This is a genomic window from Asaia sp. Ae19-3, assembly GCF_059801175.1.
The window spans coordinates 3,193,197-3,213,154 of sequence record NZ_JBCHWF010000001.1; the positions used below are offsets into that span (position 1 = coordinate 3,193,197).

Here is a 19,958-nt window from a genome sequence, read left to right on the forward strand (position 1 = left end):
GGCAGCCTCCTTAGCGCCCGAGATAGACTTCGATCACGCGCGGATCGGCGCTGACCGTGTCGAGATCGCCTTCTGCCAGAACCGTGCCCTCGTGAAGCACGGTTACGGTCACATCCAGGGCGCGCACGAAATCCATGTCATGTTCGACCACCACCACGCTGCGCGAGCGGTTGATGTCGCGCAGGAGATCGGCGGTGGCGGCAGTTTCCGCATCGGTCATCCCCGCAACGGGCTCATCTACCAGAAGCAGATCAGGTTCCTGTGCCAGCAACATGCCGATTTCGAGCCACTGCTTCTGCCCATGGCTGAGCCCGCCTGCCGGGCGTGTGCTTTCCGGGGCTAGGCGGATGGTGGCGAGCAGGGCTTCGATGCGCTGCACCTCCGATGAGGAGAGCCGTGCAAAAAGCAGCTTGTGCGGGCGACGCAACCCCTTGAGGGCCAGAAGGAGATTATCCCAGACACTCAGCGCCTCGAAGACGGTGGGCTTCTGGAATTTCCGCCCTATGCCAAGCTCCGCAATGGCGGGTTCATCCAGCCGTGTCAGATCATGCCCGCGAAACGAGACCGTTCCTGTATCGGGGCGTGTCTTGCCCGTGATGATGTCCATCATCGTGGTCTTGCCTGCTCCGTTGGGGCCGATGATGGCACGCATCTCACCCGGGGCGAGGCGGAGCGACAGGTTGTTGATGGCCCTGAATCCGTCGAAGCTGACGGAAACATCCCGCAGATCGAGAAGAGCGTCGGTCGTCATGCGTTTGATCCTTCGGGGTTGGTGATTTCAGGCATGACTTCTTCTTCGCGCTTGCGCGGCACGTGGCGCAGCAGCCCCATCACCCCATGCGGCAGGAAAAGCGTGGTGGCCAGAAACAGCGCCCCCAGCCCGTAGAGCCAGAATTCGGGCAGAATGGCGGTGAAGAGCGTCTTGCCCAGATTGACGAGAACTGCACCGATCACGGCGCCGGTCAGTGTGCCACGCCCGCCGACTGCCACCCAGATGACGGCTTCAATCGAATTGGCTGGGGCAAACTCGCCCGGATTGACGATGCCGATCTGCAGCACATAAAGGGCGCCACCAAGGGCTGCGATCAGGGCCGAAACGACCCAGACCAGCAGCTTGATCTGTTCAGGGCGGTAAGCCAGGAAACGCGTCCGGGATTCCGTGTCACGCACGGCGACCAGCAGCCTGCCATAGCGGCCGCCCATCAGGAAGCGCGCCCCCATCAGCACCGCCCCGAGAATGAGGCCGGTCAAGGCGAGAAGCGTGGCGCGTGTGCCGGGTGCCGTCAGGTCAAAGCCCAGAACATCTTTGAAGCCGGTCAGACCGTTATTGCCGCCAAATCCCATGCCGTTCTGGAAGAAGGCGAGCATGAGCGCATAGGTGAGCGCCTGGGTGATGATCGAAAGATAGACGCCAGAAACGCGCGAGCGAAAGGCCAGCCAGCCGAACAGGCCTGCCAGCACGGCCGGAACGCCCAGCATGAGGGCGAGGCTGATGGCGAAATGGTTTGACCCCCACCAGTACCAGGGCAGGCGATGCCATGAGAGGAAGACCATGAAATCAGGCAGGTCGGGATTGCCATACACACCGCGCGCACCGATTTCACGCGTCAGATACATGCCCATGCCATAGGCGCCCAGAGCGAAGAACGCGGCGTGGCCAAGGGTGAGAATACCGGCAAAACCCCAGACCAGATCGACCGCCAGTGCGAGCAGCGCATAGGAGAGATATTTGCCGCAAAGCGTCACGACGAAAGGCGAGACACTCAGCGCGCTGCTTTGGGGAAGGAGGCTGGCGAAGGCCAGAACCACCGCCAGCACGACGACGGCAAGCGCCGTCCAGCGTGCGCTGCGAAAGGAGAAGTCGGTGCTCATGATTCGATCCCCCGACCGCGCATCGGGAACATGCCGCGTGGATGACGCTGAATAAACAGGATGACGAGAACGAGCAGCAGGATCTTGCCCGAGACGGCGCCGATAAGCGGCTCGAGACCCTTGCCGCCGATGCCCAGAGCGAGAGCGGCCGCCAGACTGCCCCAGAGATTGCCCACCCCGCCGAACACGACGACGAGGAAACTATCGATGATATAGCCCTGGCCGAGATTGGGGCTGACATTATCGATCTGGCTGACAGCCACACCGGCCAGCCCGGCAATGCCCGACCCCAGCCCGAAGGTCAGGGCGTCGACACGTGCGGTACGGATACCCATGAGGGCTGCCATCCGGCGGTTCTGGGTGACGGCACGCATATGCAGCCCAAGTGGCGTGCGCTTGAGCACGAGCGTCAGAGCGGCCATGACGGCAATGGCGAAAAGGAAGATTGCAAGACGTACGGTGGTGATTTCAAGCCCGCCGAGCGCGAACGATCCGCCCAGCCATCCCGGCGTGGTGACCGCCACATTGGTCGGGCCGAACACCGAGCGTATGGCCTGTTGCAGGATGAGAGAGACACCCCAGCTTGCAAGCAGCGTTTCAAGCGGACGCCCATACAGGAAGCGGATCACGCTGCGTTCGATCAGAATGCCAAGCCCGCCACTGACGACAAAAGCGACAGGCAGGGCCAGGATCAGGCTGAAAGGCGCCAGCGCCGGTATATAGGCGGCGACCAGACGCTCGACCATGAATGTCGTATAGGCTCCAACCATCATCAGCTCGCCATGAGCCATGTTGATGACTCCCATCACCCCGAAGGTAATGGCAAGCCCCATGGCGGAAAGCAGCAGGACCGAACTCAGGCTGACGCCATAAAACAGATCCTGCCCGTAGCCCCAGAGCTTGAGACGGAAATCGATCGACGCTACGGCCTTGCCTGCGGCTTCGCGTGTCTGCGGGGCAAGGGGGACGAGCGTTGCGGCACGAGACAGCAGCGATTTGGCAGCCAGGCCTCCCTGCGCCTTGATGGCGGCCACTGCCGCCAGCTGTTCGGAGAGCGCAACGGGCGGGGCACCGGGGCTGAGGAGAATGGCAGCACGGGCGGCGTTCAGGCTGCCGGCCAGGCTTTTATTGGAGGGATCGGCCAGAGCCTTGTCGAGAACCGGCAGCATGGCGGCATCGGGATGGGCCTGGATCTGGGCAAGCGCATCGCGTCGCTCGGCCTGTGTCCCTTGGGCGAGGAGCAGTTCGGCACGCGCCGAGGCAAGGGTCTGCCGGACGCGGTTATTGAGCCTTACCGGGTGCAGACCGGTCAGATCGGCAGGGGCGTTCTGACCCGTGCGCGCGTCCACAAGACCAGTATCCGTGCGGATGTAAACCGTATCATTGCCAGCGAGCAGCTTATGCGCCTCGAGAGCCTGAAGGGCCGCGAGGGCTCTCGCCTCGCCCGAGCGCCCCAGTCTCTCGACGCCACGGATAATGGCGTCGAAATGGGTCGATGCCATGTCTGTATAGGCATCGGCCGGTGTCTGGACGGGCGCTGCGACGGAGGGCGCAGCCGGGGGCAGGGCAGGGGCTTCCTGCGCATAGGCAGGCTGACAGGCCAGCGCCGTGCAGAAGGCAAGAGCAAGGAGAGCCTTACGCATGGTGCGATCCGAGGCAGGCTTTCTTCTGGGTGTCGTAATTTCCGCAATTGACGGGTGCGGTCCAGTCACCGGTCAGATGCGCGGTTTCCGGCACATAGGGTGACCAGGCCTGGCCCGGTACTTCATGCGGCGTCTGCCAGACAACGTTGAACTGCCCGTCTTCCTGGATCTCTCCGATATAGACCGGCTTGGTGATGTGATGATTGGGCAGAACCTGCGCAATGCCGCCGGTGAGATTGGGCTGGCGCAGCCCCACCATGGCCGCGATGACCTTGTCATGATCGGTCGTGCCGGCTTTTTCGACTGCCTGAACCCAGAGATTGAAGCCGATATAATGGGCCTCCATCGGGTCATTGGTGGTGCGCTTGGGATTTTTCGTGAATTTATGCCAGTCGGCAATAAAGCTCTTGTTTGCGGGTGTGTCGATGCTTTCGAAGTAATTCCATGCTGCGAGCTGGCCCACGAGCGGTTTGGCATCCATACCCGCCAGCTCTTCTTCGCCGACACTGAAGGCCATGACAGGAATATCGGTGGCCGTGATGCCTTGGGCGCCGAGTTCCTTGTAGAACGGCACGTTCGCATCGCCATTGATGGTCGAGATCACGGCAGTCTTCTTGCCTGCCGAGCCGAACGCCTTCACCTGCGACACGATGGTCTGCCAGTCGGACTGACCGAAAGGCGTATAATTGATCATGATGTCGGCATCAGCGACGCCCTTGGATTTCAGATAGGCCTGCAGGATCTGGTTGGTCGTGCGGGGATAGACGTAATCCGTGCCGATGAGGGCAAAGCGCTTGGCGCCGCCGCCATCCTCGCTCATGAGATAATCGACGGCGGGAATGGCCTGCTGGTTGGGGGCCGCCCCCGTATAGAACACATTGCGGCTGCATTCCTGCCCCTCATACTGCACGGGGTAGAACAGGATGCCGTTCAGCTCTTCGAAAACCGGCAGGACCGATTTGCGCGAGACGCTGGTCCAGCAGCCGAAAACCGAAGCGACCTTGTCAACGCTCAGGAGCTGTCGCGCCTTTTCGGCAAAAAGCGGCCAGTTCGAGGCCGGATCGACCACCACGGCCTCGATGGGGCGGCCTAGCAGACCGCCTTTCCTGTTCTGGATATCCACCAGCATCAGCATGACATCCTTGAGTGTCGCCTCGCTGATGGCGAGCGTGCCCGAGAGCGAATGCAGGATGCCGATGCGGATCGGTTCGCCTGACGGGGCGGCCGCCCGTGCACGATCTGTGCCAGCCAGCATTGCCGCCGAGGCAGCAAGGGTGAAACGGGTGAAGGCGCGACGTGAGAGCGGCGGCGGACGGGTCATGGCTCGGGATTCCTTTTCGGATGCTGCCCGATTTGGTCCCAAAACAAGTGCCGCGGCCTATACGCAGTCTTGCGTATCGTGCGCTATGCTGCGGATATTGTTAACTCGACGATGGAATGAAGATGCCCCTCAATACGCGTCTGCGCGGGGAGGCGCGCCGTCTGCGCATCGTGCGTATGCGGCGCGACTATAATAGCTGGGTCGCCGATCAATCGACCGAGGATTATGCCCTGCGCTTTACGGCCAAGAGCGCGCGGGCCGCATCACCCCTGCGGGCGGCCCTGACCGCGCTGGGCTCGATCTCGTTCATGGCGCTCGAGGCGATCGGTGCGACGCTGACCCTGGCTTTTGGTTTCGGGAATGTCGCAGCGGCGGTGGCACTCGTCTGTCTGGTCATTTTTCTGGTCAGCCTGCCGATCACGATCGCGGCTGCGCGCAGCGGGCTCGATATCGATCTCCTCACTCGAGGGACGGGGTTCGGCTATATCGGCTCGACGCTTACCTCGCTGATCTATGCCAGCTTCACCTTCATTTTTTTCGGGATTGAAACAGCCATTCTGGCTGCCATGCTTGCGCATATCGACTCTCTGCCGCCCTGGATGACCAATCTCATAGCGGCTCTGATCGTCATTCCGCTGGCGGCAGGCGGGTTTCGTTTCATCGCGCGGTTCCAGATCCTCACGGCACCGCTCTGGCTTTTGCTTAATACGGTTCCCCTGCTCGCCGCTCTGTTCCTGCATCCCGAATGGCTCGGCAGCTGGGTGCATTTTTCTGGGTCCCCCAAGGTGGCGGGGCTCAATCTGCTCTCTGTCGGCAGCGCGGCCTCGGTGATGATGGTGCTGATCTGCCAGAGCGCGGAACAGGTCGATTTCCTGCGCTTTCTGCCCGAGCGCACGCGGGAGAACCGTTTTGGCTGGTGGGCGGCGGCTCTCATCGGTGGGCCTGGCTGGGTCGTGCTCGATGCGGTCAAGATCCTGGCAGGGTCGTTTCTGGCCTGTGCTGCGTTGCGTCTGGGGCTTGATGCGAGCGAGGCCGCCCAGCCGCAGGCGCTCTATCGTCTGGCCTATGGCACGTTTCTGCCGCCATTTTTTGCCCTGCTCGCCACGTTTCTGCTCATCCTGATCGCCCAGACACGGATCAATCTGACCAATGCCTATGCGGGATCTCTGGCCTGGTCGAATTTCTTCTCGCGCCTCACCCATAGTCATCCGGGGCGGGTTTTCTACATTTTCTTCACCATCGGTCTTGCGCTGATCCTGCTCGAAGCGGGCATTGTGAGCACTATCGAGACGGGGCTTGTTTTCTATGCCGTGCTGGCCACTGCATGGATGGGGTCGATCGTGGCTGATCTGGTGGTGTGCAAGCCTTTGGGCCTGAGCCCGAAGCAGATCGAATTTCGTCGTGCCATGCTGCCTGATCTCAACCCCGTCGGGCTGGGGGCGACAGTCTCTGGCGTGCTGCTGGGGTTGCTGGCCCTTGGGGGGCGCCTCGGCGTGGCGGCCCATGCTTTCGCGCCGTTCATCTCGCTTGGGGTGGCGCTGCTTGTGGCCCCTCTCATCGCCGTTCTTGTGGGGAGCCGCACCTATCTTGCTCGGCGCCCCTCGAAACATCACGCCCATGCGGGTGAGGCCCATTGCGTGCTGTGCGAGCGCTCTTATGAAGCCCCCGACATGGCTTTCTGCCCGGCTTATGCAGGCATGATCTGCTCGCTTTGCTGCTCGCTCGATGCACGCTGCCATGACCGCTGCAAACCGCCTTCCACCCGGATGGCCCGGCAGATTGCGCGCCCGCTCGACTATCTGCCCAAGGCAATCGGCGCTGGTTTGCGGCATCCTGTTGGCAGGTTTCTATTGCTCTTTGCGCTCGTCTTTGCCGTGCTGGGCGGGCTGGCTCTGTCCTCTTTCGCGCAGGAGCATCCCTATCTTCTGCTCTGCATGGCCGCGGCCATCGGCTCGATGCTGATCCTTCTGGCGCAGGAGAGCCAGCGTGTTGCAGGCGAGGAAACCGAGCGCCAGACGCGTCTGCTGCTCAACGAGATAGCCGCCCATAAGCGCACCGATGCGGCTCTGATCAAGGCACGAGAGAAGGCCGAAGCCGCAAGCCATGCCAAGACGCGGTTTCTGAGCGGGATAAGCCACGAGATACGCGCACCGCTCAACACCATCATGGGATATGCGCAGATACTCGAAGCCGATCCCCGCATACCGGCCGAGCGTCTCAATGCGCTGCGTACCATTCGCGAGAGTGGTGATCATATGACGGCATTGCTGACGGGGCTGCTCGATATCTCCCGTATCGAGGCGGGACGTATCGAGATCTATCGCGATCGTATTCCCTTTGCGCAGTTTCTGGAATCCGTCGCGCAGATGGTCCGGCCGCAGGCTGCGGCAAAAGGGCTCGATTTCGTTTTCGCACCCGGCACTCTGCCGAAAATGGTCAATGGCGATGCCCACAGGCTGCGTCAGATCCTGCTCAATCTGCTGTCAAACGCAATCAAGTTTACCGATGCTGGCAGGGTCACACTCAGCGTGAGCTGGCGCAGCCAGATTGCGGAATTCGTGATCGAGGATACCGGGCCGGGCATCGCGCCGGAGCATCACGAGCGTATCTTCGAGCCCTTCGAGCGTGCTGCTGGCGATGCCATACCGGGCACTGGCCTGGGCCTGACCATCACACGGCTGCTGACAGAAGTGCTGGGGGGTGAACTCACCTTTTCCTCCTCGCAGGACCCGGCCAGCCACGGCACGCGCTTTAGGGTGAGGCTCTTTCTTTCGGATCGCGAGGAGAATGCTCCCCAGCGCCTGATGCAGCTCCCTGTCGCGTATAAAGGACCGCCGCGTCGTATCCTGATTGTCGATGACAACCCGCGTCATAGGGAGATGCTGACCGACATGCTGACGCCGCGTGGGTTTGAGATCGAATGCGCGGCCAATGCGCTGGAGTGTCTCAATCGCCTGTCGCTCTATCAGCCCGATCTGCTGCTGCTGGATCTCTCGATGCCGGGCATGAACGGGCGCGATCTGGCGTTGTCGATCAGGGAGACGCATGCGGGTGTCATGCCGATCATTTTCATTACCGGGAACATGGCGGAACTGGCGGCCCAGCGTGTGCCATCGCTCGATGACTGCCCTGTGCTTGGCAAGCCGGTCGATTTCGTGGCGCTTTTCGAGGCAATGGGGCGTGTTCTCGGGCTGGAATGGACGCTTCGTTCAGAAAGCACGGACTCCGATCTGGCATCTGAAGATCTGTCGCTCCTGCGCGACGAGGCGTCACCGGCGGAAGAACGTCGCCTGAGCGGTGAAGAGCGCGAGGGGCTGCGTCATCATCTCGAACGCGGTGATCTGCGCAGTTTCCGTGCGGCGCTGGACGAGCTGGAACAGGCCGAGCCAGCTCTGAAGGAGGCTCTGGTGCCTTTGCGTGAGGCCGCGCAGGGCTATCGTCTGGCCGAGCTGGCAACAATGCTCGCAGGAGAAGACGCATGACGACCGAACGCCCGACCATATTGGTGATCGATGATGATCCGGCGGCGCTCGGCATGATGGATGCTGCGCTCGACGAGGCGGGGTTTACGGTTCTGCTGGCGCAGTCAGGCGCGGCAGCCTTTGCCATCATGGCGCATCGACGGCCCGATCTGGCGCTGGTCGATGCCATGATGCCGGGCATGGATGGATGGGAAGTCTGCGCCCGCATGGCGGCAGAGCCCGAGCTTGCGGCAGTGCCGGTGATTTTCATGACCGGGCTGACCGAAATCGAGCATGTGCTTCGTGCCTTCGATGTCGGCGCGCAGGATTATGTGACCAAACCCTTTCATTTCGACGAGGTGCTTGCGCGTATTCGTGTGCGTCTGGCGGCGAGCCAGCAGGTGCGGGCTGCTCATGCCGCGCTTGACAGAGCCGGGCGCTATCTGTTCGGGCTCGATATGCAGCGTCGGCAGATTGCCTGGAGCACGCCTCAGGCTGCCGAGCGTCTGGCGCTCATGCCGGTGGATCTCTTCGATGAGCTGGCCACACCCGATCTGGACGATCTGGCTCCCGGCACGTTGCTGGGCCATTGGGTGGTGGAAGACACGCCGCACAAGATCCTGCTTGTCGGGCGCGAAGGGCCGGAAATCCTGCTGCTCAAGATTGCCCCCGTTCCTGCTGCGCCGGAAATTGTTCTGCAGAAAGAGCTCGGGCTGAGTGCCCGTGAGGCGGAAGTGCTGCTTTGGATAAGCCGTGGCAAATCGAGCCGCGACATTGCCGATATCCTCAAGGTCAGTTCGCGCACGATCGATAAACATACCGAGCAGCTCTATAACAAGGCCGGGTTTAGCGGTCGTGCCGCCGCTGCAGCAACTGCCTCACGCCTGCTTCGGGAAAACGAATAGAGAGCCCCCGCCTGTTCCCGACGGAGGGCAAGGGCTGTGCAAGGATCAGGATCTTTGTTCGTCAGATCATACCGCTTGCTGGTTTGCGTCCAGAGGCCTCGTGTCTGCTTGAGCATGCGGAAAGAAATTGCGGGTTCCATCAATTGCTGCTCAGCGAACAAGAGCCGCGCTGCCAGCCCCTCGAAACCCGGCATTCTGTCACCGGTCTTTGCGCTTCGGGGCTAGCACTGGCGGTGCCTTCGTTTGACGATACATTGCCCTCTGGGGTGCTGTCACCTTAGCTGCGGCGTGTTAGACGCTGGGGATGAGAGCGTCCTCTGTGAGCTACAAGCGGCACCGATTTCCGAGCGAACTGATCGCTCATGCGGTTTGGCTCTATTTCCGTTTCCCGCTAAGCTTTCGTCTTGTCGAAGAAAAGCTGCTCGAGCGGGGCATTGTCGTCTTGTATGAGACGATCCGTCGATGGAGCTTGAAGTTCGGCACAGCCTACGCTCGCTCCCTGCGTCGCAAGGCAGCAAGACCGGATGATGTCTGGCACCTGGACGAGGTGCGGATTGTGATCCGTGGCAAGCCTCACTGGCTATGGCGGGCAGTCGATCAGGATGGGTATGTTCTCGATGAAATCCTGCAGACCCGACGGAATACCAAAGCAGCAAGGCGTCTTCTGACACGGTTGCTGAAACAGCAGGGGCTTCGCCCCGGTCGCCTGATTACTGACAAGCTGAAATCCTACGGGGCGGCCAGACGCAAAATGCGTCTTTCGATACGGCATCTCTCGCACAAGGGTCTGAACAACAGGGCAGAGGACAGCCATCTGCCCCTGCGAAAACGCGAGCGTACCATGCAGCGCTTCCGTTCACCAGGCGGGTGTCAGCGCTTCGTCTCCGTCTTTTCGGCCATTCGTAATCTCTTCGTCCCGCCCGCCTCCGTCACCACCACTCTTTCGCGTCACATCCACCAGATCAGGGCTTTCGCTCAGTGGAGCAGCGCGACCGCTCTCAGCGTCTGATTTCGACATAAACACAAAACACTCGGCCGGGGGCGGTTAACGTGACAGCTCTCGTCTTCTCAACGGCGAAGGTCCTAGCGGTATAGCGAGGCAGGCGTAAGATCTTGTCAGCGGAGATCTGGCTGGTCATATAGTCCGCTCTCTTCGGCAAGGTCTGCATGCGACAGAAACTGCTCTTTCTTACGGGCGGTCGTCTCATCTTGTCTCAACTTACCCGACGAATTTCCCCTATGGGGCAGGCGCCGATCTATCCTATAGGGCTGAGACAATCGGTGTGCGTGACCAGAGATATCCAGGGCAGAATAATTGAAATGAAATTTTTCACTGAAGAGAAAAAATCGGGAATAGCGGAAAATGTTTTGCTGTCCCTGTTTATCATGCTGGGTCTTTCTCTCGTGTTTCTGTCCAGATACGGATTTTCTGACGATTTCTCAGTGATCTATTATCACTATACGTCGCCGGGATGGGGCATACAGTGGGAGGCAATGTCAGGCCGTCCGGTATATGGCGCATTGCGTCAGATGATGACCTATACGATCGGCAGTGTATCCGGATTTTCCTGGTTCCGCTTGCTGTCGGTCATCTTCATCGCGCTCTATGCCGTCCTGTTTTGCAGCTATCTGAGAAGAAACAACCTGTTCAATTCGCTTTATGAGCGCATGACAATTGCAGTCGGTATCGCTTTTCTCCCCGCGATGCAGATATACGCAGCATGGGCGATGACCTACCCGTTTGCGCTTTCTCTTTGTCTGGCATTCCTGTCTTTTCTTGCTGTCAGCACAAATAGAGGAAATAGAAGAGTAAACGAGGGTCTGGGCTATGTTCTTCTGACGCTGAGTTTTTTCATCTATCAGCCCTCCGCGATGATCTTCGTCTTTTTCGTTTTCTTCTTGGCGTTTTTCGACCCGTCCAGAAAACTCAGTGAGATCATCAGATACGGTCTCATTCTTGGCGCTGCCATGGCGACTAATTTTCTCTATGTGAAAATATACACAGCCTATTTCGGGTCGACCGGAAGAGACGGGTTGGAGCATCATGTCTTCCACAAGATATTGTGGTTCATAAATAATCCGGTCGCGCAGTCGATCCAGAACTATAATATACACCGCTCTACGCTTTATGGTGTCTTGAGCGCCCTTCTGATTTTATATGGCATCTGGTACACACCGAGAAAAATCGGATTTCCGACCAAGATCGTTCTGGTATTCGCGTTTTGCCTCGCAATCTATGCGCCAAACCTCATCGTTGCGGAAACGTCTTCGCCCTACAGGACGCTGGTCGGACTGGAAACGATTTTCGTTGTGCTTTTCTTCAATGGTCTGTTCCACATCTTCCGTGCGAATTATCGCTATGTGTTCCCATTCGTTGTTTTTCTGATCGTCTTTTCTGCGGATTTTAATATCGAGCACTATATCATCGCGCCACAGCAGAGACAGATGGCCGAACTCGCTCAGGCCCTGAAGTCTGTTCCTCATGGGCAGCCGGTCGATTTCGACATACGGGATGTCGATAGCGCTGCCTATTCCCGCTTCAGGCGCTTCGAGTTTGGTGGTCTTTCCATCGACAACAGCTGGACTCCCAAGGGCATGGCGATGACGGTCATCAGGAACAGCCATCTGGACGATATAAAGCTGACTGACGGTATCCTCGTCTCCAGCCCGGACACGAAAGGCGTCTATTATCTGCGGATGAAGCTTATCAGGAATCTTGATTACTAATTTTTTCTCCCGTCCCGCTTGTCGCGAGGGCGGTACTGGACAGGTCAGCGTCGGTTGTCAGCGGGTCATCTGTGCCAGTCGCAGGATATCGGGAGTGTCACGTCCGTTATCGCCGGTCAGAAGAAAAGAGGCCCGGCGTTCGACCGCGCCTCCCTGACCGTCTTCCACCCTGACGAGAATATCGACGCTTGTGCCATGGGCCTGACCCGGCTGGAGCGGGGGCAGCGGAGCCATTCCCGAACGGGCGAGGGCAGCGCGGGCGACAGGGTCTGTCAGAGGCAGGCGGAGATCTTCTGTCTGGGTCAGGGAGAGATGCGGCAGCAGACGGTCGAGCAGAGGCGCCGTCATGCCGGGCACGAGTGCGAGCTCCTGAAGAGACTGGAAGGGCGCATGAGGGGGCCGATAGGAGAGGCCAGCGCCCAGAAAGCGTTTCTGCTCATTCGGGTCGTTGTTCTGACTTCTGCTGCGCCATGCGACGATATCGCCAGCAAGCGCGTCGGCTTGCGGAGGTGTCGCGCCGCCTTGTTGCAAAAGCGCAGCCAGCAATGGGCGTGGCGCTATGTTGGGGTTGATGCGGCTTGCCTGTGACTGCACCCTGATCGTCAGCTTCATGCCATCCTGCATCAGTGTGTGCGGGGTACCATCGCTGCTCCAGCGGTTTTTCTCCGGGCCGAGTTCGTGAAAAACACCGGTCCAGATGCCCCCCTCTGCAACGCTGTCCATCTGGGCCGTGCGGCGTAAAAGCCGCGTTTCACGCAGTTCCGACCCTGCGCTGGCCAGAATCATGGCTACGAGAAAAGACAGCCCGGCCAGCGTCCAGAGCGTAATCAGCAGCGCAAAACCGCCCTCGTGCTTCTTTCGTATGGCGCTCAATGATCCAGCCTGAGGCTTTCGCGAATGCGCTTTTGCGGGTCCGCACTACCCGTGCCATGCATCGGCGTCAGCTCATTGGGCACGTCGGCAGCATTGGGGTGGGTGTCGCGCAGGTCTTCCATCAGATCGACAGCCTCGCGCTGGTCATGGATGACATGCGGTGTGATCAGGATAAGCAGTTCTGTGCGCTGACGGCTGTTGTTCTGGGTGCCCGCCAGAAAGCCGAGCACGGGGATATTCTTGAGCCATGGAATGCCGCTATTGGCCCGGCTCGAGTTCTCGGTGATCAGTCCGGCAAGGCCGACTGTCTGGCCGTCCTGAACCACGACGCGTGAATTGACCGAGCGATCATTGAAGGTGGGGTTTGCAGCGCTGCTGCTGTTGCTTGCCGCATTGGCACTGACCGAACTCACCTCTTGCGAGACATCGAGCGTTACCAGCCCGCTCTGGCTGACATGGGGGGTCACTTCCATGATCACCCCGGTCGGCTGATAGGTAAACTGGTTATAAACGGACGTGCCGATCGTGCTCGATTGCGACCCGATCTGCACCGGTACGAGCTGACCTACCTGAAGACGCGCTGCCCGGTTGTCGAGCACCATGAGCTGCGGTGAAGACAGCACATGCACGGTGGTGACATTCTGCAGCGCGTCAATTGCAAAAGGCGCGCCACCACCACTCGCCCCACCGATGATGAAGCCGGGCAGGGTATGGCTGAAAGCCGCCGTCGCCAGCGTGCCTGCCGTGATGCTCTGGCTGTTATTGCTCAGCACACCATTGATGCCACCGGATTTGAAAAAGAACTGTGTGCCATATTGCAGCGCGTCATTGAGCTGGACCTCGGCCACAACCGCATCGATACGCACCTGAAGCGGCATGACATCGATACGCCGCAGCATCTGGTCGACCTCGTCACTCTCCTGATCGGTAGCGAAGACGAGAATGGCATTATGCTGTGCGTTGGAGAGAATACGCAGCGTATCGGTGTTTTTCTCACCATTGCTTCCGCTACTGTCCAGCCCTCCCAGAAGAGGGTTGTTCAGCGCCGCCTGCTGCGTGCTCTGGCCCGTAGTCTGTCCAAGCCCTGTCGTGGCATTTCCCCCAAGGCCGGTCGTACCCTGATTGCCCGTAAGACCGCCTGCGAGCCCCGTCGCGCCCCCAAGCCCTCCTGTGCCGCCGCCTGCACCGCCACCTACGGCGCTCGACATGGCACCTGTGAACCCCGTCTGCGTGTTCTGGCCTGTGCCGCTGGTGCTGCCAGGGGGCAGGGCCGTGACATTCTCGGGGGTAAAAGCCTGCTGCAGCGTGTATGTGACATCATTCACGCTTGAATTCTGCACATAGAAAATATGCCAGCTGCGGACGGTCGCGCGCCTGTGACGTTCGATCAGCGCAAAGAGGCGTCTGGCATCCTCGATGTAGCGTGGCGTGCGCGAGACCACGAGAACAGCATTGACGCGGCTCAGCGGCAGAACCTGCACGAGTTGCGACAGGGAGTTGTTGGTGCCGTGCAGAGCGCTTTGCAGAGCCGTTGCCATGTCTTTGGCGTTGCCGGAATCGACAGGCAGCAAAGCGTAGGATTGTGCGCTCAGCCAGTCGACGTCAAAAGCCCGGATCACCTCGATCAGCGCGTTGCGTGCCGAAGGGTCGCCGCTCACGAGCAGCGCATTGCCGCTTTCGACCGGTGTGACACGCGCACCGTTCTGCACGAAAGGCTGCAGGGCGTGAGCCAGATTGCTGGCCTGGGCATAACGCAGGGCCACCATCACCTCGCCGCCCATCGAGAGGCTGTCTGCCATGCCCGCGACCGCGCCTTGTGCTGCGCCCGGTGCCGACTGGCTGGGCACTACGCGATAAAGCCCGTCGGAATGAATCAGAACGGCATGAACCTGGGACAGCAGAACCTGCAGGGCGGGTAGAATCTGCGCATTGGTCAGAGGCTCGCTGGTGCGCAGCGTAACCTGCCCTCTGACAGCCGGATCGATGGCATAATTGACGTGCAGGATATCATTCAGGATCTGAGCGACCGCGTCGCGGATATCGGTATCGGCAAAGTTCAGCGAGATCTGGCCGATACCCGTGGTGCTGCCCGCAACCGGCAGGCTGGGGAGTGCCGCCCGACCGAGGCTGGTCTGAGCCTGTCCAGGTGTCGTGCCCTTTGTGAGACGTCCTTCAGAGAGATCCTGCGACAGGCCTGACAGAGGCAGTGGGCCGCCGAGCGGCTTGACCTTTGGAGGCCCCTTGTCGCAGCCCGACAGACCCACAAGCATGACGGCACAAAGCGCGGTGCTTGATACGAAGGTGACAGCGCGCGCGCGGGAAAAGCGAAAACGGGAGAGAGCGCGAGGCTGGAAAATCATTGCGGCATACCTGGTGGAGCGTTGTCGAGAGAAGAGGCGGGCGGAGCGAAATCGGGCTCGGGTCGTGGGGCGGGTTGCGATGAAGGGGCAAAGGGAAGCGGGTTTGGTGCGGCATGCTCGGTACGCTCACGGTCGGGGCGGAGCACTCTCTCGCCATGTCCGTCCCTGATGCGTACGGCGCCGTTTTCGATTCCGGTTACCTGCCACGCCCCGATGACACCGTTCACCGGCACGACGACCCCGCGATCGCGGCCCGGAAGCATGAAGATGGCACGCTGCGGGCCGGTGCCGTCGATAATGGCCGAGAGACGCGGCGTACCGGCCATCATGGCAGTGCTTGGCGGCGGCCGTCTTGTCGGGGTGAAAAGCGGGCGGGCCAGTATCTGCTCCTGCCGGGTCAGAAGTGTCTCGACAGGGGCTGGCGGCGCAGCGAGCCCCGGCGTCGTCTGGAGGCCCGCCAGAAGGAAAAGCAGCCAGAGGCGGTCAGGGAAACGCATCATGGGGCGCTGCCTTTCTGTGCTCCGGTGTCGCGGCGATAGGCAAAGACATTCATGTCGCAGCTCATGCTGTCAGGCGCAGCGCCTTCGCTTTCTGCTTCATGCAGATGCAGCGCATCGCTCACCATGGCCGGTGTGCTGGTTTCAAATGACGTCAGCACATGCACCAGCACCGCATAGGGCGCGGTCAGGGTGATATGCAGCCCGATGCGGCGATAATGCCCGTCCCTGACCGGAGTGAGGGTCTCGGTGCTGCCCAGATCGGCCCCCTGAGTGCTGGCGATCTTCTGCACCAGATCCTGCAGATTTGCGCCTGCAATGGCATCACTGCTGCCCTCGATCAGGCGCGAACCCTCTTGCGGGAGACGGGCTGCGGTCAGGCGCAGATGAGGCAGGATCTCCTGCAGATGGCGCATGCGCTCGAGTGTCTCCTCTGCCACTGCGATGCGGTGCGCGCGTGCCGCATAAAGCCCGAAGACCGGGCCAAGCGCGACGCTCCAGACCAGAAAAAGAGCGATCACCAGCAGCGCGCAGGCGAGTATCTGCCCGCGGCGGCCTTCGGGAAGGGACGAAGACGATGCCTTCATGGAGTGGCGCCCTCGGGTCTGCCGCTTTTCGGCGTGCCGATATCGGTCCGGATCGAGAACAGGCTGGCATTCTGGCCCGAGAGATGTGTCACTGGCGCGATGAAGGCGGGATTATGGAAGAGCGGCGTGCGGCTCAGGGTCTGAATGAGGGCGGTCGGTTCCGAGGATTGCCCGCTGATCAGCAGCTGCCCCTGTCGCAGGCTCAGATCGGTGAGATAGGAGCGGTCGGAAAGAGCATCGGTCAGTGCCGCCAGAATAACGAGAGGATCCCCCCAGCGCTGGCGCGCCTGATCCATGATCCTCGCTTCTGCCTGATGGTCTTCGATCTGGCGTCGCAGGGCGCTCGCCTGCCGGGCAGCAGGGCGTAAGGCGGCCATTTCGGCGTCAAGGCGGTTCAGACGCAGCGATTGCTGCCAGAAACCGAGGGTTATCAGCACGACGAGCATAAAGGCGCCGCCTGCCCATGCCAGACGGCGCGGGTCTGAGAGGCCCAGACGCGCTTTTCCCCGTTGGGGCGAGAGCAAGATCTGTTTTGAGCCGCTGGCGTTTTCGAGCCTTTCCGGGCTGCGACCAAGCGCCGAAAGCGGCGTCAGAAGCGGTTCGACAAGCGCGCGTCTGGCCAGAGAAAGGCTGAGTGAGACGGTCTTCTGGGAGGGATCACGATGCGTTACCGCATGGCTCCAGAAGAGCGTTTCGGCAGGGAACGGGGTGAGGCGATCCATCTCGAAACCCAGCACCGTTTTCAGATCGTTTTCTGCAGCCAGAGGCAGGGTCACGCTGCGTTGCATGATCTGCGTCTCGGGAAGGATCATGATCAGCCGCGCGGGTCGTGAGGCTTTTTTCAGGGCGTTCTGACAGCGTGAGCGCGTCTCGTCATCTTCCGCGTCAGAAAGGCCCAGCCTGCCCAGAGCCATGGTCTTGCCGCGTAAGGAGAGGGTGAGCGCGAGATGGTTCTCCTGTGGCACAGCAGACAGGACCGGTCGGGCAGGGATGAAACGTGTTTCCCTGAGGCGCTGCGGGATCAGGGAAAAAAGCTGACGCCCCCACCAGAGCAAGAACATACGCGGTGTCATGAAGCGCCGTTCTTTGCGCTCATGGCATCGGGTCCAGCAGGGGAGCCGCAACGATATCGGGCCAGTGACGTGGATCGCCTTCTGCAAAATGCAGGCGCAGCCGCACAAGCTGGGGCAGTTTGTTGCCGTACCATGTCGTGTTCCAGTGTCCGTCTGAGTAGTAGCTGCAATCGAGGCCCGTGAGGCCCTCAAGCAGGATCCGGGTGCGAGGGGTCGGGGTGGGCTCGATCACGTGTCGGTGAGGTGTCCAGATCAGCACAAGCCGGTGTGCCTCATCAACAGAGAGTCGCATGTCCGCGCGCGCTTCAGGACTATCATCCAGGGCGTGCGGTGTCGGGCCGCGCAGAACCAGACCATGCGCCCTGCCCACGAAGAGCGGCCCTTCCTGCCCGGCACCGGGGTCGGCAGTGGCGATCAGCTGGCGCAGAAAGCGATCGACAGCTCCCAGATCGCCCTGTGCCGAAAGAGAGGTGCGTTGCTTCTCGAAAACGCGCGTGGCCGCATTGAACCCCTGACGCAGGACCAGCATGACGATCGAGAACACGACCAGAGCGATCAGCATTTCGAGCAGGGTGAAACCGGCTTCCTTCTGGCGGCACCGGCTCATGACGGTGTTTCCGGGGCGCCGAGGCGAAGCGTGGTGAGGGTGAGCGCACGACGTCCCGACCCGGTCATCGGGTCGGGCCAGGATTCCGTCACGGCGACATGATAGAGCACCATACCGGCAAGCTGTTGCTGCGGTATCATCACCACCTTCCAGCGAAAGCCGCTGCCATCTTCGCCGCTCTGCTCATGAGCCCCCAGACGCATGCCATGGCCTATGGCCGCCATATGCGACTGCGCGCGTGACAGCGCCTCATGCGTGGCATTGGCCAGGTGAGTGGCCCCCACCCCATCGAGCATGCCGCGATAGAGCACGCCAAGAGACAGCATGACGATGATGAAAGCGATCAGCACCTCGATCAGGGTGAAGCCTGCCTCGTGATCTGGCGTCTTTTTCATCCGCCACGGGCCTCTACCGCGCCGGTCAGCCAGTTGACTCCCAGGGCAATCCTGTTCGGCCCGTCGACAAGCGTTATGACCGGGCCGGCGGCGCTCCCATCGGCATAGAAGACGAAATGGCTCGACGTGACGGGAAGATAGCCGATTTTCGGCAGGGCATGCGGCACGGTGCCGATGACGCCATAGTTTTGCCGCGTCGGGTCGATGCTGAAGATCTGCGTCTGGCCGGAATAGAGCGCACGCATATGCGCCTCGCGCAGACCCGAAGCGAGTTCGCGTGCGGCGCTGCGCAGTTCGAGACGGGCGGAATGGGTGGGGCCACGTGCGACCAGCAGCGCCCCGAGCGCTGCCATGATGGCGAGTACAACCAGCATTTCCAGAAGGGTGAAGCCGCTCTGGGCATGATCTCTACTGGGCAAGATCGTTCAGGCTCAGCATGGCAAGCAGAAGCGAAGAGACGATACCGGCAACCATCAGCCCCATGACGATGGTGATGGCAGGTACGAGAATGGCCACGAGGCGCTGTATGGCGATCCGGGCCTGTTCCTCGTGGATATCGGCCGCACGCAAGGCCATGGGGCCGAGCTGCGCTGTTTCCTCACCGAGCTGCAGCAGATGGATCAGCCTGCGTGGAAAGATCCCTGCCCGGTCGAGCGTGGCCGACAGTCCCGCCCCCTGCCGGGCGCTGTCTGTTGCAGCATCAATGGCCGCAATGGCCGCCCGATTGCCCAGAGCCTCGCGCACGATGCCCAGCGCCGTCAGAAGTGGCACGCCATTGACCAGAAGCGTGCCCAGAATACGCGCCAGACGGGCCGCCAGAATTTCACGGCTCAGCGCCCCGAGGCCTGGCAGGCGCAGGATCAGGCGATCGACTACGCGCCTGATCCCGGGTCGGGCGAGCAGCAGCCGTGCCACCAGCGCCAGAAGCCCGATTGCGATCAGGCCGAACACGCCATAATGGCCGATCAATGCACCAGTCTCGGTCAGGAGCCGTGTGGAGGCAGGCAGGGCGACGCCATTCTGGGCAAAGAGTGGCGTGAATTGCGGCAGGACCTTTGTCAGCAGCAGCGTGACCGAACCGATGGCGGCAAGGGTGAGAATGGCCGGATAGATCATGGCCGATTGCACGGTACTGGCCAGGGCGCGTTCGCGTTCGAGCAGTGTCGCCAGACGCTCCATGGTGGGCGCCAGATCGCCCGTGGCTTCGGCAGCCCGCACCATGCCGAGATAAAGTCTGGGGAAACTTCGGGGTGAAGCGCCCATCGCCAGATGCAGGGCGCGCCCGTCTCGCAGCTGGTCGCGCACGGCGTTCAGAACGGTCTTCTGGCGTGCGCCCTGTGCCGTTTCGATCAGAAAACGCAGGGCACGGTCGATATCCTGTCCGGCGCCCAGCATCACGGCGAGTTCACGCGTCAGTATGGCCAGTTCGCCGCGTGTCAGGTCGCGCCGAGAGAGAGAGAACGAAACGCCGGAGAGAATTTGACTCAGTCCTGTCGGGCGTGCCGGGCCGAGCGTGACCGGGATATGACCGAGCCGGCGCAGGGCAGCGATCGCCTCGGCTTCGCTCCGGGCGTCGAGTGATCCGCTCAGCAGGGTGCCTTGAGAGTCTATGGCCTTGTAGGCGTAGTCCACCACGC

At 61.0% G+C, this 19,958-nt stretch carries 17 protein-coding genes; 4 read left to right on the plus strand and 13 right to left on the minus strand.

Translation table 11 applies throughout. From position 1 onward, the window contains the following. Window positions 1-10: 10 nt before the first annotated feature. Genes urtD through urtA form a run of 4 tightly spaced genes read right to left on the minus strand, consistent with a single transcriptional unit; the run spans window position 11 to window position 4,836 of the window. Window positions 11-751: an urea ABC transporter ATP-binding protein UrtD gene (urtD, locus tag AAID99_RS14075; protein ID WP_188426797.1), complete on the minus strand. Its 741-nt coding sequence runs from the start codon at window positions 749-751 to the stop codon at window positions 11-13. Continuing rightward, window positions 748-1,872, minus strand: coding sequence for an urea ABC transporter permease subunit UrtC (gene urtC, locus AAID99_RS14080; protein WP_498494197.1), 1,125 nt, complete (start codon window positions 1,870-1,872; stop codon window positions 748-750). Before urtC ends, urtD begins: the two co-directional genes overlap by 4 nt. Beyond that, complete coding sequence (gene urtB / locus AAID99_RS14085; protein WP_498494198.1) at window positions 1,869-3,515, minus strand: urea ABC transporter permease subunit UrtB; 1,647 nt, start codon at window positions 3,513-3,515, stop codon at window positions 1,869-1,871. The genes urtC and urtB overlap by 4 nt, the downstream gene beginning before the upstream one ends. Beyond that, entirely contained in the window at window positions 3,508-4,836 is a 1,329-nt protein-coding gene (gene urtA, locus AAID99_RS14090) for an urea ABC transporter substrate-binding protein (RefSeq protein ID WP_188426800.1), read from the minus strand. Before urtA ends, urtB begins: the two co-directional genes overlap by 8 nt. Before the next feature lie 122 nt (window positions 4,837-4,958). Here urtA and AAID99_RS14095 point away from each other — a divergent pair, with 122 nt between their 5' ends. The 4 genes from AAID99_RS14095 (at window position 4,959) to AAID99_RS14110 (ending at window position 11,929) form a co-directional block, all read left to right on the plus strand. Continuing rightward, complete coding sequence (locus AAID99_RS14095) at window positions 4,959-8,318, plus strand: ATP-binding protein (RefSeq protein WP_229719828.1); 3,360 nt, start codon at window positions 4,959-4,961, stop codon at window positions 8,316-8,318. Then, window positions 8,315-9,202, plus strand: coding sequence for a response regulator transcription factor (locus AAID99_RS14100; RefSeq protein WP_188426801.1), 888 nt, complete (start codon window positions 8,315-8,317; stop codon window positions 9,200-9,202). Before AAID99_RS14095 ends, AAID99_RS14100 begins: the two co-directional genes overlap by 4 nt. A gap of 304 nt (window positions 9,203-9,506) precedes the next feature. Then, window positions 9,507-10,211, plus strand: coding sequence for an IS6 family transposase (locus AAID99_RS14105; RefSeq protein WP_498494199.1), 705 nt, complete (start codon window positions 9,507-9,509; stop codon window positions 10,209-10,211). A gap of 359 nt (window positions 10,212-10,570) precedes the next feature. Next, on the plus strand, window positions 10,571-11,929 hold the full coding sequence (locus tag AAID99_RS14110) for a glucosyltransferase domain-containing protein (RefSeq protein WP_188426803.1): 1,359 nt from the start codon (window positions 10,571-10,573) through the stop codon (window positions 11,927-11,929). Between the two features lie 57 nt (window positions 11,930-11,986). Here the strand turns inward: AAID99_RS14110 and AAID99_RS14115 are convergent, their stop codons facing one another. From AAID99_RS14115 to AAID99_RS14155, 9 genes are read right to left on the minus strand one after another with little or no spacing between them, the layout of a single operon-like run. Beyond that, entirely contained in the window at window positions 11,987-12,802 is an 816-nt protein-coding gene (locus AAID99_RS14115) for a type II secretion system minor pseudopilin (RefSeq protein ID WP_188426804.1), read from the minus strand. Further along, window positions 12,799-15,162 carry a type II secretion system secretin GspD gene (gspD, locus tag AAID99_RS14120; protein ID WP_229719829.1) on the minus strand — a complete coding sequence of 788 codons (2,364 nt, stop codon included), beginning with the start codon at window positions 15,160-15,162 and terminating at the stop codon, window positions 12,799-12,801. The genes AAID99_RS14115 and gspD overlap by 4 nt, the downstream gene beginning before the upstream one ends. After that, on the minus strand, window positions 15,159-15,662 hold the full coding sequence (locus AAID99_RS14125) for a general secretion pathway protein GspN (protein WP_188426805.1): 504 nt from the start codon (window positions 15,660-15,662) through the stop codon (window positions 15,159-15,161). The genes gspD and AAID99_RS14125 overlap by 4 nt, the downstream gene beginning before the upstream one ends. Beyond that, window positions 15,659-16,246 (minus strand): type II secretion system protein GspM, encoded by a 588-nt coding sequence (gene gspM, locus AAID99_RS14130; protein WP_498494201.1) that lies wholly within the window; start codon window positions 16,244-16,246, stop codon window positions 15,659-15,661. The genes AAID99_RS14125 and gspM overlap by 4 nt, the downstream gene beginning before the upstream one ends. Continuing rightward, window positions 16,243-17,319 (minus strand): PilN domain-containing protein, encoded by a 1,077-nt coding sequence (locus tag AAID99_RS14135; RefSeq protein ID WP_498494202.1) that lies wholly within the window; start codon window positions 17,317-17,319, stop codon window positions 16,243-16,245. The genes gspM and AAID99_RS14135 overlap by 4 nt, the downstream gene beginning before the upstream one ends. A gap of 19 nt (window positions 17,320-17,338) precedes the next feature. Next, a complete protein-coding gene (locus AAID99_RS14140) occupies window positions 17,339-17,926 on the minus strand; it encodes a prepilin-type N-terminal cleavage/methylation domain-containing protein (protein WP_498494203.1) in 588 nt (195 codons plus the stop codon). Further along, window positions 17,923-18,321: a PulJ/GspJ family protein gene (locus tag AAID99_RS14145; RefSeq protein WP_498494205.1), complete on the minus strand. Its 399-nt coding sequence runs from the start codon at window positions 18,319-18,321 to the stop codon at window positions 17,923-17,925. Before AAID99_RS14145 ends, AAID99_RS14140 begins: the two co-directional genes overlap by 4 nt. Then, window positions 18,318-18,740 (minus strand): pilus assembly FimT family protein, encoded by a 423-nt coding sequence (locus AAID99_RS14150; RefSeq protein WP_498494206.1) that lies wholly within the window; start codon window positions 18,738-18,740, stop codon window positions 18,318-18,320. The genes AAID99_RS14145 and AAID99_RS14150 overlap by 4 nt, the downstream gene beginning before the upstream one ends. Continuing rightward, on the minus strand, window positions 18,730-19,956 hold the full coding sequence (locus AAID99_RS14155) for a type II secretion system F family protein (protein WP_498494207.1): 1,227 nt from the start codon (window positions 19,954-19,956) through the stop codon (window positions 18,730-18,732). Before AAID99_RS14155 ends, AAID99_RS14150 begins: the two co-directional genes overlap by 11 nt. Between the last annotated feature and the right edge of the window lie 2 nt (window positions 19,957-19,958).

What these genes read in the sequence shown, in the direction of transcription:
- urtD (WP_188426797.1), bottom strand. Translation starts at nt 751, where the DNA reads ATGACGACCGACGCTCTTCTCGATCTGCGGGATGTTTCCGTCAGCTTC.
- urtC (WP_498494197.1), bottom strand. Translation starts at nt 1,872, where the DNA reads ATGAGCACCGACTTCTCCTTTCGCAGCGCACGCTGGACGGCGCTTGCC.
- urtB (WP_498494198.1), bottom strand. Translation starts at nt 3,515, where the DNA reads ATGCGTAAGGCTCTCCTTGCTCTTGCCTTCTGCACGGCGCTGGCCTGT.
- urtA (WP_188426800.1), bottom strand. Translation starts at nt 4,836, where the DNA reads ATGACCCGTCCGCCGCCGCTCTCACGTCGCGCCTTCACCCGTTTCACC.
- AAID99_RS14095 (WP_229719828.1), top strand. Translation starts at nt 4,959, where the DNA reads ATGCCCCTCAATACGCGTCTGCGCGGGGAGGCGCGCCGTCTGCGCATC.
- AAID99_RS14100 (WP_188426801.1), top strand. Translation starts at nt 8,315, where the DNA reads ATGACGACCGAACGCCCGACCATATTGGTGATCGATGATGATCCGGCG.
- AAID99_RS14105 (WP_498494199.1), top strand. Translation starts at nt 9,507, where the DNA reads ATGAGAGCGTCCTCTGTGAGCTACAAGCGGCACCGATTTCCGAGCGAA.
- gspD (WP_229719829.1), bottom strand. Translation starts at nt 15,162, where the DNA reads ATGATTTTCCAGCCTCGCGCTCTCTCCCGTTTTCGCTTTTCCCGCGCG.
- AAID99_RS14125 (WP_188426805.1), bottom strand. Translation starts at nt 15,662, where the DNA reads ATGATGCGTTTCCCTGACCGCCTCTGGCTGCTTTTCCTTCTGGCGGGC.
- gspM (WP_498494201.1), bottom strand. Translation starts at nt 16,246, where the DNA reads ATGAAGGCATCGTCTTCGTCCCTTCCCGAAGGCCGCCGCGGGCAGATA.
- AAID99_RS14135 (WP_498494202.1), bottom strand. Translation starts at nt 17,319, where the DNA reads ATGACACCGCGTATGTTCTTGCTCTGGTGGGGGCGTCAGCTTTTTTCC.
- AAID99_RS14140 (WP_498494203.1), bottom strand. Translation starts at nt 17,926, where the DNA reads ATGAGCCGGTGCCGCCAGAAGGAAGCCGGTTTCACCCTGCTCGAAATG.
- AAID99_RS14145 (WP_498494205.1), bottom strand. Translation starts at nt 18,321, where the DNA reads ATGAAAAAGACGCCAGATCACGAGGCAGGCTTCACCCTGATCGAGGTG.